The following is a 13,036-nucleotide window of genomic DNA, read 5'->3' as shown; positions in this document are numbered from 1 at the left end:
CTACGACGGCCCGGTCGTCAGCCCCGGATTCGCCGGGAGCAGAGGCAGATCCGGGCGGATAGTCCGGTAGGCATCGACAACGGGCAGCAATTCTGTGGGCGTAGCGCCGTGCAGGATCACCGAGTCCACGCCCAGGTCGAACTGCCGGACGATCGCCGCGGCGCACTGCTCCGGAGATCCCGTCGCGCTGTCGGCGACCCAGGCCGCCGGGATCACCTCGGCGAGTTCGGCGAACTCCTCGGCCGTTCCCGTCGCGTCGATCGGTCCACGCGCGCCGGTGAAGGCGGTCGTTTCGCGGACCGCGTGGAGATCGGCGGTCGCCCAGCGGTTCGCGCGCATCAGGACATCCGGATAGCCCTGCAGGTAGGTGGCCAGTCGGCCGTACAGGCGCCGGAGCCGGTCGACGGGTGCCAGGCCGTCGGGCACGGTGGCCAGCACCGACCAGATCCGTACCGATGCCGGCTCGCGCCCGGCCTTCTCCGCTGCCGTACGGACCGTGGCGACCGCCTCCGCGGTGGCCCGATCGTCCAGAAAGGTGTGCAGGACAACGCCGTCGGCGATACGTCCGGCCAATTCGAGGGTGCGGGGACTCATCGTGACCAGCATGATGGGCGGCGGCGCAGCCAGGTTCACACCGAGAGTGAGCAGAGGGTAGGAGCCGATCGGGCCGTCATGTCCGACGACCATCTCGCCCGACCACAGTCGCCGAAGCAGCGCGCTCATGTCCTCGAGTTGTGCGCCGGTGACGGTGGGCAGCCCGAGGATCTGCCATTGCGGAGTGATGCCGCGCCCCAGTCCGAGGGCGAAGCGTCCACCGGAGAGTTCGGCGAGTGTGGCGCCCATCGTCGCGGTGACGATCGGATGCCGCGTGTGGTGATTGGTTGCGGCGGTGGCGATTCCCATGCGCTCGGATGCCGCCGCCAGTGCACCGCAGAGAACGGCGGCATCTTTCACGTTGAATCGCTCGGACACGAATGCGGCGCCGAATCCCGCGTCGTCGGCGATCCGTGCCTCTGCCGCCAGTTCTGCGGGCGTCACCGGATGGCGCGACAATGCGTAGTACCCGAGTTCCGGGAGCAGCGCGCGGCTCCCGGTCATGCGCGCCGGTACTCGGTGGAACGGGCGTCGCGCGTCCACAGGATGCCGTCGCCGGCCGTCGCGCCCTCCTCCTTGAGGCTGCGTTTGAGGATCTTGTTCGTTGCCGTCGTCGGCAGATCGCCTGCGACGCGGACGAAGCGCGGCCACGCCTTGGGGGAGAGATCCGGCTGTGCGGCCAGGGCTTCGGCGAACGCCGCCGGTGTCAGATCGGCGTCATCCTGCAGCACGACCGCTGCCATGACGGCGTCACCGACGTGTTCGTCGGGCACCGCGTACACCGCGACCCGGTTGATCTCGGGGATACGCAACAGGATTCGTTCGATGGGCCCGGCGGCCAGATTCTCGCCGTCCACCCGCATCCAGTCTCCGGTGCGGCCGGCCAGATAGATCCAGTCGTCGGCGTCCTTGTAGGCGAGATCACCGGACCAGTACATGCCGTCCCGCAGTCGTTCGTTCGTCGCCGACGCGTCGTTGTAGTAGCCCATGAACATGCCCGCGCCCTCGACGTTGACCAGCTCGCCGATGGCCTTGTCGGCGTTGGTGAGCGCGCCGTTCCCGTCGAACTCGGCGCGTTCGCATTCGGTGAGGGTCTCCGGGTTGTAGACGGCCACAGTGGGAAACCCTTTGCCGATGGAGCCGTTCGGGGTGCCGGGTTCGCGCGTGATGATGATCGCGAGCTCGGTCGAGCCGAAGCCGTCCCACACCGTGCAGTCGAAACGGCGGGAGAACTCGTCGATGTCCCGGTCGGTGGCCTCGTTGCCGAAGGCGACCCGCAACGGGTTGTCGGAGTCGTCCGACTTCTCCTCGGTGGCGAGGATATAGGCGAGCGGTTTGCCGACATAGTTCATGTAGGTGGCGCCGTAACGCCGGATGTCGTCGAGGAACGTGGACGCGGAGAACTTGGCGGGCACCATCGCGGCGCCGCTGCACAGGGCCACGCAGTAGCCGCCCATCAGTGCGGCCGAGTGGAACAGTGGCATGGACAGATAGCAGACGTCTTCCGGCCCGATGTCGTACCGATTCACCAGCGCCGGACCCGCGAACGGAATCATCATGTGCGCGAACTGAACCGGCTTGGGGTTCCCGCTGGTGCCGGACGTGAAGATCAGCATGAACGTGTCGGCCGCGGTGGGGACGGTGGCCGGTGTCAACTCGCCGGAGCCGCCGATGAGTTCCGCCCACTCCGGTGACGAGACGTCCAGCACCGTGACACCGGGGAGATCGACGTCATCGAGCAGAGGACGGTGGTCGGCGTCGGTCAGCAGGATCTGGCAGTCGGCGCGCAGGATGTCGGCGGCCAGCCCCTCGCCTCGGCGCGTGTTGTTGACGCCGACGGTGACGTAACCGCCCAGCGCGCCCGCGGCCAGTGCGATGAGCATGTCCGGGGTGTTGCCGAGAAGGACCCCGATATGCAGAGGGCGGGAGTCGTCGGCGAGGTTCAGGACCGCTGCTGCGGTTCTCCCGGCCTCGGCGACGTACTCCCGCCAGCTCCACTCACGACCCTCATGGGCAATTGCGCGGTTGTCGTCGTTCGCGCGTTCCTGCAGCAACTGCGTCACGGTGTCGGCCACGACTCACTGTAAAACGAGTGAGAGCCGCGTGTGGACAGTTATCCAAAAATGTCTATTCGGACATCCCGGGACGAGTTGCTGCTGGTCGCAGACTGATCAGCGCACGAAGTTGCCGCGACCCGGGCTCACCGTGAAGGTGCTCTTGCTCTTGCTGATGATCGACGTGGTGAAGCCGATCCGTCCGGTGCCGGTGGACACCGTGGCGCCGGCCGACCGCTTGCCCGCGGTGCACACCGGGAAGACGGTGTTGCCGGTCTTGCCGGTGCGATCGTTCTTGTAGGTCACCGCGACCCGCGCGTCCTTGAGGTTGGTCTGGCAGGCGTTGGCCGGCAGCGAGCGAACGGTGAGCTGGGTGGCGTCGGTGCCGACCGCAGCCGCGGCGAGCGTCGCGGTGAAGCCGCCGTGCAGGCCGCTGCTCGTGACGGTGATGCCTGCGTTGGGGACCTGGCTGACGGCCAGATTCTTGGCGGGAGCGGCATGGGCGGGCGCGGCGACGAGCGCGCCGGCGATTCCGGCTGCGGCCAGGAGGGCGCCCGCGGTGGTGCGGCGCGCGATGGTGGTCCGTCGGTCAGACATCAAGAGTCCCCTTCTCGATCTGTTCGGTGCACGGTCTCGAAGTGTCCAGCGTCGCCGAACGAGTGCCGTACGTGAAGGTCTCGAATCGCACTGTTATGAATCCGTGCTGTGACACGCATTGCCGTGCGTCCGAGACGATTCCCCAGAATAGCCGCCCGTGGTCGATTCGTCCGAAACGCGGGTCGGCTGATACTACGTAATGCATGGCTCACGTACCTGCCGATCCTGCCGCGGCCTTCGGCATCTTCAACGTCGCCGAGGCCGGTCCCGGCATCATCACGGCCGATCAGCAGATCTTCGCGGGTCTGACGGACCATCGCGGTCGAATCGACCTGCCGGCGCTCACCGTCCTCTTCGATCATCTCGGCGGGCTGCCCTTCTTCCGTTACGGGCCGGACGGTTCGCCCTGTGTGCAGGCGCGACTGTCCATGGCGTTCCAGGGCGACGTATCCGTCGACGAACTTGTCACCGGCACCGCGGAATTGCTGATGCACGAGGGGGATTACGCGACGACGCGTGTCGATCTGCGGGCCGCCGACGGCCGGCTCTTCTGCACCGGCACCGCGCGCAGCGTGGCCGTGGGACGCAGCGCCACCCGTGCGCCGTCGGCGGGACGCACCGGTCTCGTCGACCTGCCCGACGTCACCGTGCCAGCCCCGCTTCCCGACGACCTGGACGCTCGTACCATCGTCGACCGCATCGTGGACGGCTCCCTCGACGCGGGGCCGCTCACCGACATGCTCAACGGGCGGGTCGAACTGGTCGACCATCCGCTTGGTGTGGCCGTGCGGTTCTCCGCACGGACGGTGCCGTGGATGGCGAACTTCTTCGGCACCATGCACGGGGGAGTGATCGCCGCGATCACCGCGCAGGCGTGCGCGCTGGCCGGTGTCGCCAACGCGGCGCCACGTCCGGACGGTTCACGCGCCGGGCATCGGCTCGGCGATCTCGCGATCGCCTTCCTGCGCTCGCCCGCGGTGAACGGCGACGACGTGGTCGTCGAGGTCGAGCCGGTGAAGGTGGGCCGTCGGATCGGGTCGTTCCGCGCGACCATGCGCTCCGCGGAGGGGGCGGTGCTCAGCAGCGCTTCTGCGGATACGTATTACGACTGACGGCCGGTGACGACGGGGTGGCCGGCAGGCGTCCCGGTTAAAAACAATCATGCGTGATTGCTTTTTCTGGCGTCGTGTGTGACCCTGGGCGGCATGTCGATCGTGGATGGGGTCGTCGGCGACCTCGAAGCGCAGTCAGCAGAACTCGACGATCTCGTCGCCGGTCTGGACGACGCGGGATGGGCTACGCCCACGCCTGCGGCCGGATGGACCGTCGCGCATCAGATCGCGCACCTGTCCTGGACGGACGGCGTCGCGGCCCTGGCGTGCACCGACCCGGCGGAGTTCGGCCGCATGGCCGCCGAGGCGGCGCCGCGCGCCGCGACGTTCGTCGACGAGGCGGCCGAGGCGGGGGCGCAATTGCCGCCCGCCCGCATCCTCGAGGACTGGCGGGCCGCCCGCGCACGGCTGGGGGAGGCATTGCGCGCGGTCCCGGACGGCACCAAGATCCCGTGGTTCGGACCTCCTATGTCCGCGGCCTCCATGGCGACCGCGCGCCTGATGGAGACGTGGGCGCACGGCCTGGACGTCGCCGATGCCCTCGGCGTCACCCTCGAGCCCACCGACCGCATCCGTGGCGTCGTCCACATCGGAGTCCGCACAAGGGATTTCGCCTACATGGTGAACGGGCTGACGCCACCCGCGGCGCCGTTCCGGTTCGAGATCACCGCGCCGTCCGGTGAGGTGTGGACGTGGGGCCCCGACGACGCCACCGACATCGTGCGCGGGCCCGCGCTCGACTTCTGTGAGCTCGTCACCCAGCGTCGTGCGGTCTCCGATCTCGTGCTCGAATTCGTCGGCGACGACGCCCGCGCATGGTCGGCCATCGCCCAATGTTTCGCCGGCCCACCCGGATCCGGCCGTCCGAGTGCCACCGAGTCCGCCGATCAGCAGGGCGCGAAAGGAACCGCATGACCACCGCCGACACCGGCCGGATCATCCGTATCGGCAACGCGTCCGGCTTCTACGGGGACCGGTTCGCGGCCGTTCGCGAGATGCTCGAGGGTGGCGAACTCGATTACCTCACCGGCGACTATCTGGCCGAGCTCACCATGCTCATCCTCGGGCGCGACCGCATGAAGGACCCGAAGCTGGGCTACGCCAAGACCTTCCTGCGTCAGATGGAGGACACGCTCGGACTGGCGATGGACAAGGGCGTCAGAATCGTCACCAACGCCGGTGGCCTCAATCCGCACGGTCTCGCCGTCGCCCTGCGTGAACTCGCCGACAAGCTCGGCGTCGCCGCCGACGTGGCCTTCGTACACGGCGACGACCTCGTTGACCGCGCCGCCGAACTCGGACTCGGCACCCCGCTCACCGCGAACGCCTACCTCGGTGGCTTCGGCATCAAACGCGCCCTCGACGCCGGAGCAGAGATCGTGGTCACCGGACGTGTCACCGACGCATCGCTCACCGTCGGTCCCGCGGCGAGCGCTTTCGACTGGGACTACGACGATCTCGACGCCCTCGCCGGTGCGGTCGTCGCCGGACATGTCATCGAATGCGGCGCCCAGGCGACCGGCGGCAACTATTCGTTCTTCACCGAACTCCCGCAGATGGGTCACCTCGGCTTCCCGATCGCCGAAGTCGCCTCCGACGGGTCGAGCGTCATCACCAAGCACGACGGCACCGGCGGCGCGGTGACCGTCGGCACGGTGACCGCGCAGTTGCTGTACGAGGTCGGCGGACCGCGCTATCTCGGCCCCGACGTGACCACCCGGCTCGACACCATCGAGCTCACACAGGACGGCACCGACCGGGTCGCCATCTCCGGCGTCCGCGGCGAGGCGCCGCCCGCGACGACCAAGGTCTCGCTCAACCATCTGGCGGGCACGCGCAACGAGATCACGCTGATCCTGACCGGACTCGACATCGAGGAGAAGGCAGACCTCTTCCGGCGCCAGTTCACCGAGGCGCTCCGTACCGAGCCCGCCGAGATGACCTGGGATCTCTCCCGGCTCGACCGCCCCGACGCCGTCACCGAGGAGCAGGCGAGTGCGCTGCTGCGATGCGTGGTCCGCGATCCCGATCCGGCGGTCGTCGGGCGTGCCTTCTCCTCAGCCGCAGTCGAATTGGCGCTCGCCTCGTATCCCGGCTTCACCATGACCGCGCCCCCCGGGAACGGAACGCCCTACGGGGTCTTCGAGCCCGGGTATGTCGATGCCACCGCCGTGGATCACCGTGTCGCGTTGCAGACCGGCGTCGTCGAATCCGTCGAGCCCAGCCCGCTGCGCACCGAGGTGCCCGTCGACGCCACCGACGAACCCTCGACGTCCACCGGTGACTGGGGGCCGACGACCTCCGCGCCTCTCGGCGCCATCGCGGGTGCCCGGAGCGGCGACAAGGGCGGTAGCGCGAATATCGGTGTGTGGGTGCGGAATCCGGAGCATTTCGACTGGCTTGACGCCACTCTCGACGTCGCACTGCTCAAGGAACTCCTTCCCGAGGTGGCGGACCTGACGGTGCGGCGACACCGCCTGCCGAATCTCTCGGCCGTCAACTTCGTCATCGAGGGCGTCCTCGGCCGTGGGGTCGCCGAGAACGTCCGCTTCGACCCGCAGGCCAAGGGGATGGGGGAGTGGCTGCGATCGCGTCATCTCCCGATCCCCACGTCCTACCTGCCCGCCTGACCACCCTCGCCAGACTCGACCGACAGGAGACCTTCAGTGCCGATCATCAGTTCCGTATGGGATTCGCCGGAGCGCACCGAATTGCGTTCGACGGTCCGTGGATTCGTCGACCGGCACGTGCTGCCGGATCAGGACGACTGGGAACGCGACGGTCTGCTGCCCCGTGAACTGCACAAGCAGGCCGCCGACCTCGGCCTGTTCGGACTCGGTATCCCGGAGGACATCGGCGGTTCCGGCGGTGACCTGATCGACAGCACCATCATGGGCGAGGAATTCCACTACGCGGGCGGCGCGGGTGGCGTGTTCGCGTCGCTCTTCACCCACGGCATCGCGCTGCCGCATCTCATCGGCGCCGGAGACCCCGACCAGATCGACCGCTGGGTGCGCCCGACACTGGCCGGGGAGAAGATCGGCAGCCTCGCGATCACCGAACCCGGCGGTGGCAGCGACGTCGGACATCTGCGCACCACCGCGGTCCGCGACGGCGACGAATTCGTCGTCAACGGTTCGAAGACCTACATCACCTCGGCGGTCCGCGCGGACTTCGTGGTCACCGCGGTACGCACCGGGGGAAGCGGCGCGTCCGGTGTCTCCCTGCTCGTCATCGAGAAGGACACACCCGGTTTCACCGTCACCCGCCGCCTCGACAAAATGGGCTGGCGCAGTTCGGATACCGCGGAGCTGTCCTTCGCCGACGCGCGCGTACCGGTCACCAACCTGGTCGGCCCGGAAAACTCGGGATTCGCGCAGATCGCCGCGGCCTTCGTCACCGAACGCGTCGGCCTCGCCGTGCAGGCCTACGGCAGCGCGCAACGCTGCCTCGACCTCACCCTCGCCTGGGCGCGCGACCGCGAGACCTTCGGCAAGCCGCTGATCGCCCGGCAGTCGGTGCAGGACACCGTCACCGAGATGGCTCGTCGTATCGACATCGCGCGCACCTACACCCGCGCACTCGTCGAGCGCCGTCTCACCTCCGGTGACGACTTGATCGCCGAGGTCTGCTTCGCCAAGAACACCGCCGTCGAGACCGGTGAATGGGTGGCCAACAAGGCCGTTCAGCTCTTCGGTGGTCTCGGCTACATGACCGGCACCGAGGTGGAGCGCCAGTACCGCGACATGCGCATCCTCGGTATCGGCGGCGGCACCACCGAGATCCTCACGGGACTGGCCGCCAAGCGATTGGGGTACCAGGCATGACCACGATCCGCTCCACCATCGACCCGGCGGGCGCCGACTACACCGCGGCCGCCGAGGCGATGACCACCAAACTCGCCGAACTACAGACCGAATTCGACAAGGCGCTCGCCGGCGGCGGCGAGAAGTACGTCGAACGGCATCGCAAGCGCGGCAAGATGACCGCCCGCGAACGCATCGAACTCATCATCGACGAGGACTCCGCGTTCCTCGAGCTGTGCCCGCTCGCCGCGTACGGGTCGAACTTCCAGGTCGGCGCGTCCGTTGTCACCGGTATCGGCGTCATCGAGGGCGTCGAATGCCTGATCGTCGCCAACGATCCCACCGTCAAGGGCGGCACCTCCAATCCGTGGACCCTGCGGAAGATCTTGCGCTGCAACGACATCGCCCTGCAGAACCGGCTGCCGGTGGTCTCGCTGGTGGAGTCCGGAGGCGCCGACCTGCCGACCCAGAAAGAGGTCTTCATCCCGGGCGGCCGCATGTTCCGGGATCTGACCCGACTGTCGGCCGCCGGAATCCCCACCGTCGCACTGGTCTTCGGCAACTCCACCGCGGGCGGCGCGTATGTCCCGGGCATGAGCGATCACGTCGTGATGATCGAGAATCAGTCCAAGGTCTTCCTCGGTGGTCCGCCACTGGTCAAGATGGCGACCGGCGAGGAGAGCGACGACGAGTCGCTCGGCGGCGCACAGATGCACGCACGCCAGTCCGGTCTCGCCGACTACTACGCCGCCGACGAGCAGGACGCCATCCGGTTGGGTCGCCGCATCGTGTCCCGATTGAACTGGCGCAAAAAGGGTCCCGGACCGGTCGCCGAGGTTCTCGAACCCCGGTACGACTCCGAAGAACTCCTCGGCATCGTGCCCTCCGATCTGAAGATCCCGTTCAACCCGCGTGATGTGATCGCCCGGATCGTCGACGACAGCGATTTCGACGAGTTCAAACCCGAGTACGGCAGTTCGCTCTGCACCGGATGGGCCCGTATCCACGGTTATCCGATCGGCATCCTGGCTAACGCGCAGGGCGTCCTGTTCAGTGAGGAATCGCAGAAGGCCACCCAGTTCATCCAGCTGGCCAACCGCAGCGACACGCCACTGTTGTTCCTGCACAACACCACCGGCTACATGGTCGGCAAGGAGTACGAGCAGAACGGCATCATCAAACACGGCTCGATGATGATCAACGCGGTATCCAACTCGACGGTGCCGCACATCTCGGTGCTCGTCGGCGCGAGCTACGGTGCCGGGCACTACGGAATGTGTGGCCGCGCCTACGACCCGCGCTTCCTGTTCGCCTGGCCCAGCGCCAAGTCGGCGGTGATGGGTGCCGCGCAGCTCGCCGGTGTCATCTCGCTGGTGTCGCGTGCCGCCACCGAAGCGCGCGGCGGCACCGTGGACGAGGAAGCCGATGCCGGGATGAAACAGATGATCGAGGCGCAGATCGAGGCCGAGTCGGTGCCGGCATTCCTCTCGGGGATGCTCTACGACGACGGCGTCATCGATCCGCGCGACACCAGAACGGTTCTCGGGCTGTGTCTGTCGGCCATTCACAGCGGTCCGGTCGAGGGCACCACCAACTACGGCGTCTTCCGGATGTGAGGCGGATATGACCACTGCAACCCCCACACCTGTCACATCGGTTCTCGTCGCCAACCGCGGCGAGATCGCCTGCCGTGTGTTCACCACGGCCCGCGCGATGGGCATGCGCACCGTCGCCGTGTTCTCCGATCCCGACCAGCACGCGCCGCACGTCCGGATGGCCGACGCGGCCGTCCGATTGCCCGGATCGACCTCCGCGGAAACCTATCTGCGCGGTGACTCCATCATCGAGGCGGCCCGTGCGGCGGGTGCCGACGCCATTCACCCCGGCTACGGATTCCTCTCGGAGAACGCCGAATTCGCGCAGGCCGTGATCGATGCCGGTCTGACCTGGATCGGGCCGCCGCCGTCCGCGATCACCGCGATGGGCTCCAAGGTCAACGCCAAGGAACTCATGGCCGACGCCGGTGTCCCCGTCCTCGGCGACATCGATCCGGCGGCGGTCACCGCCGACGACCTGCCGCTGCTCATCAAGGCCTCCGCCGGTGGTGGTGGACGCGGTATGCGCATCGTGCGGACGCTCGACGAACTCGACGACGCGGTGACCGGTGCGCGTCGCGAGGCGGAATCGGCGTTCGGTGATGCCACGGTGTTCTGCGAGCCCTATGTGGAACGCGGACACCACATCGAGGTGCAGGTGATGGCCGATCGGCACGGTGCGATCTGGGCCGTCGGCGAACGCGAATGCTCCATTCAGCGCCGCCACCAGAAGGTCGTCGAGGAAGCGCCCGCGCCACTCGTCGAGCGTCTGGGCGGCGATCTGCGTGAGCGCCTGTACGCCGCCGCTCGCACTGCGGTGGGCGCCATCGGCTACACCGGGGCCGGAACCGTCGAGTTCCTGGCCGACGACTCCGGCCGCTTCTACTTCCTGGAGACGAATACCCGTCTCCAGGTGGAGCATCCGGTCACCGAGCTGACCACCGGCGAGGATCTCGTTGCCTGGCAGCTGCGCGTTGCCATGGGCGACCACCTCGACGTGACCGAGCCGCAAGCGCAGGGGCACGCGATCGAAGTCCGCCTCTATGCGGAGGATCCTGCCGCCGACTGGCAGCCGCAGTCCGGCACCGTGCATGCCATCGATCTCGACGAGGACGTCTCGTTCGGTCTGCTGGATCGTCCCGGCATCCGGGTGGATTCCGGTATCGAGGACGGCAGCGAGATCTCCACGTTCTACGACCCCATGCTCGCCAAGGTGATCGCGTGGGCGCCGGACCGGACGCGCGCCGCCGCGATGCTCGCCCGGTCATTGGCCGACGCGCACATCCACGGTCCGACGACCAACCGCGACATGCTGGTGCGGACCCTGCGACACCCGGTCTTCCTGTCCGGCGAGACCGATACCGCTTTCATCGACTCGATCGGACTCGGCGAACTGGCCGCCCCTCTCGCAGGGGAGAGGGAAACGCGTGCGGCGGCAGTCGCCGCGGCGCTGGCGGACGCCGCTCACACACGCCGCGGAGCACGCGTTCAGGCGGGTCTGCCGGGCGGGTGGCGCAATCTGCCGTCCGGTTATCTGACGCGCAGGTTCGTCGGGAACGGTGGCGCGGGAGATGAGATCGACATCCGTTATCGCCTTGGCCGCAACGGATTCGACGTGGCCGACGATCCCACACTCACCGTCGTGGACGTCGAGCCCGGCAGTGTGACGCTCGAAGAGAACGGTGTTCGCACCACGCTGTCGGTCTCCCGGCACGGCGACGAGGTGTTCGTCGACGGGCCGGGCACGTCGGTCGCCCTGCGACGTGTCCCCCGGTTCGTCGATCCCGCCTCGGTGCAGCGCCCCGGATCGCTGTTGGCACCGATGCCGGGAGCGGTGATCCGGGTCGCGGTGACCGAGGGGGACCGGGTCAGTGCGGGCCAGCCGCTGCTGTGGCTGGAGGCCATGAAGATGGAACACACCATCGCAGCCCCGGCCGACGGGGTGGTGGCGACCCTCGCCGTCCAACCGGGACAACAGCTTTCCGTCGGCGATGTCCTCGCGGTGATCACCGCGGACGACGACGCCGCCGAATCCGAATGACCAATTCTCAACCGACTACGAGGTGAACCGATATGACCGATACCGTCAATCCATTTGTGGAAACCCAGGAACGCGCCGATCTGCGGGCCGCCGTGGCGGCTTTTGCCGGGAAGTACGGACAGAAGTACTTCGCGGACTGCGCTCGCGAAGGCCGTAAGACCGACGAAATGTGGTCCGAGGCGGGCAAACTCGGATTCATCGGTGTGAACCTGCCGGAGGAGTACGGCGGCGGTGGCGCGGGCATGTACGAACTGGCGATCGTGATGGAGGAGATCGCCGCCGCGGGAACCGGACTCCTGATGCTCGTGGTGTCGCCGGCCATCTGCGGCAACATCATCGCGCGGTTCGGCACCGACGAACAGAAGGAACGCTGGATCCCGGGTCTCGCCGACGGAACGATCACCATGGCCTTCGGCATCACCGAACCCGATGCCGGGTCCAACTCGCACCAGATCACCACGACCGCTCGCCGGGACGGCGACGAGTGGCTGCTCAGCGGACAGAAGGTCTACATCTCGGGTGTCGATCAGGCGCAGGCCGTGCTCATCGTTGCCCGGACCGAGGACGCGAAGACCGGCAAGCTGAAGCCCGCGCTGTTCATCGTGCCGACCGACGCACCCGGCTTCGAGTACACGATGATCGACATGGAACTGCAGAACCCGGAGAAGCAGTTCCAGCTCTTCCTCGATGACGTGCGACTGCCTGCCGATGCTCTCGTCGGCTCCGAGGATGCCGCCCTCAGCCAGTTGTTCGCCGGCCTGAATCCCGAGCGCATCATGGCTGCCGCATCCGCCGTCGGCATGGCGCGCTTCGCTCTGGACAAGGCGGTCGCCTACGTCAACGAGCGGACCGTCTGGAAAACCCCGATCGGCGCGCACCAGGCGATCGCGCACCCGCTCGCGGAGGGCAAGGTGCAGATGGAGATGGCGAAGTTGATGATGCAGAAGGCCGCCAGCCTGTACGACGCCGGAGACGACTGGGGCGCCGCGGAGCCCGCCAACATGGCCAAGTACGCGGGTGCCGAGGCCGCGGTCAAGATCGTCGACCAGGCGGTGCATTCGATGGGTGGCAACGGTCTGACCACCGAGTACGGCCTGGCACCGATGCTCAGCCTCGCCCGGATCGCCCGCATCGCACCGGTCAGCCGCGAGATGATCCTGAACTTCGTGGCCCAGACCAGCCTCGGCCTGCCCAAGTCCTACTGAGTCGCGCAGACAGCACCGTCCGAGGTCCGAGA

General features: G+C 67.7%; 10 protein-coding genes. 7 read left to right on the top strand and 3 right to left on the bottom strand.

Annotated features, from left to right (window positions below; all coding sequences use genetic code 11):
• From AC4JJG_RS17600 to AC4JJG_RS17590, 3 genes are all read right to left on the bottom strand, one after another.
• Positions 1–1,098, bottom strand: coding sequence for a TIGR03857 family LLM class F420-dependent oxidoreductase (locus AC4JJG_RS17600; RefSeq protein ID WP_495401763.1), 1,098 nt, complete (start codon positions 1,096–1,098; stop codon positions 1–3).
• The gene (fadD1, locus tag AC4JJG_RS17595; protein ID WP_495401762.1) at positions 1,095–2,669 is read right to left on the bottom strand and encodes a fatty-acid--CoA ligase FadD1; all 1,575 of its coding nucleotides are present in this window, start codon (positions 2,667–2,669) and stop codon (positions 1,095–1,097) included. The genes AC4JJG_RS17600 and fadD1 overlap by 4 nt, the downstream gene beginning before the upstream one ends.
• A 96-nt stretch (positions 2,670–2,765) precedes the next feature.
• A complete protein-coding gene (locus tag AC4JJG_RS17590; RefSeq protein WP_495401761.1) occupies positions 2,766–3,245 on the bottom strand; it encodes a hypothetical protein in 480 nt (159 codons plus the stop codon).
• A gap of 203 nt (positions 3,246–3,448) precedes the next feature.
• Here AC4JJG_RS17590 and AC4JJG_RS17585 point away from each other — a divergent pair, with 203 nt between their 5' ends.
• From AC4JJG_RS17585 to AC4JJG_RS17555, 7 genes are all read left to right on the top strand, one after another.
• A complete protein-coding gene (locus AC4JJG_RS17585) occupies positions 3,449–4,357 on the top strand; it encodes a hotdog domain-containing protein (protein WP_495401760.1) in 909 nt (302 codons plus the stop codon).
• 93 nt (positions 4,358–4,450) lie between these two features.
• Positions 4,451–5,272, top strand: a complete 822-nt coding sequence (locus AC4JJG_RS17580; RefSeq protein ID WP_495401759.1) for a TIGR03084 family metal-binding protein — start codon at positions 4,451–4,453, stop codon at positions 5,270–5,272.
• A complete protein-coding gene (locus AC4JJG_RS17575; RefSeq protein ID WP_495401758.1) occupies positions 5,269–6,987 on the top strand; it encodes an acyclic terpene utilization AtuA family protein in 1,719 nt (572 codons plus the stop codon). The genes AC4JJG_RS17580 and AC4JJG_RS17575 overlap by 4 nt, the downstream gene beginning before the upstream one ends.
• 36 nt (positions 6,988–7,023) lie before the next feature.
• Entirely contained in the window at positions 7,024–8,184 is a 1,161-nt protein-coding gene (locus AC4JJG_RS17570) for an acyl-CoA dehydrogenase family protein (protein ID WP_495401757.1), read from the top strand.
• Positions 8,181–9,779, top strand: coding sequence for an acyl-CoA carboxylase subunit beta (locus tag AC4JJG_RS17565; RefSeq protein ID WP_495401756.1), 1,599 nt, complete (start codon positions 8,181–8,183; stop codon positions 9,777–9,779). Before AC4JJG_RS17570 ends, AC4JJG_RS17565 begins: the two co-directional genes overlap by 4 nt.
• A 7-nt stretch (positions 9,780–9,786) precedes the next feature.
• A complete protein-coding gene (locus tag AC4JJG_RS17560) occupies positions 9,787–11,799 on the top strand; it encodes an acetyl/propionyl/methylcrotonyl-CoA carboxylase subunit alpha (RefSeq protein ID WP_495401755.1) in 2,013 nt (670 codons plus the stop codon).
• A gap of 32 nt (positions 11,800–11,831) precedes the next feature.
• Positions 11,832–13,004, top strand: a complete 1,173-nt coding sequence (locus AC4JJG_RS17555; RefSeq protein ID WP_495401754.1) for an acyl-CoA dehydrogenase family protein — start codon at positions 11,832–11,834, stop codon at positions 13,002–13,004.
• Positions 13,005–13,036 lie beyond the last annotated feature (32 nt).

This window comes from Gordonia sp. B8661-1, from assembly GCF_059427765.1.
This window is presented reverse-complemented; position numbering and strand designations above follow the sequence as displayed.

Bases quoted from the DNA above. Each gene is read 5' to 3' on its own strand.
- AC4JJG_RS17575 (WP_495401758.1), top strand. From the start codon at position 5,269: ATGACCACCGCCGACACCGGCCGGATCATCCGTATCGGCAACGCGTCC.
- AC4JJG_RS17565 (WP_495401756.1), top strand. From the start codon at position 8,181: ATGACCACGATCCGCTCCACCATCGACCCGGCGGGCGCCGACTACACC.
- AC4JJG_RS17590 (WP_495401761.1), bottom strand. From the start codon at position 3,245: ATGTCTGACCGACGGACCACCATCGCGCGCCGCACCACCGCGGGCGCC.
- AC4JJG_RS17585 (WP_495401760.1), top strand. From the start codon at position 3,449: ATGGCTCACGTACCTGCCGATCCTGCCGCGGCCTTCGGCATCTTCAAC.
- AC4JJG_RS17580 (WP_495401759.1), top strand. From the start codon at position 4,451: ATGTCGATCGTGGATGGGGTCGTCGGCGACCTCGAAGCGCAGTCAGCA.
- AC4JJG_RS17555 (WP_495401754.1), top strand. From the start codon at position 11,832: ATGACCGATACCGTCAATCCATTTGTGGAAACCCAGGAACGCGCCGAT.
- AC4JJG_RS17600 (WP_495401763.1), bottom strand. From the start codon at position 1,098: ATGACCGGGAGCCGCGCGCTGCTCCCGGAACTCGGGTACTACGCATTG.
- AC4JJG_RS17560 (WP_495401755.1), top strand. From the start codon at position 9,787: ATGACCACTGCAACCCCCACACCTGTCACATCGGTTCTCGTCGCCAAC.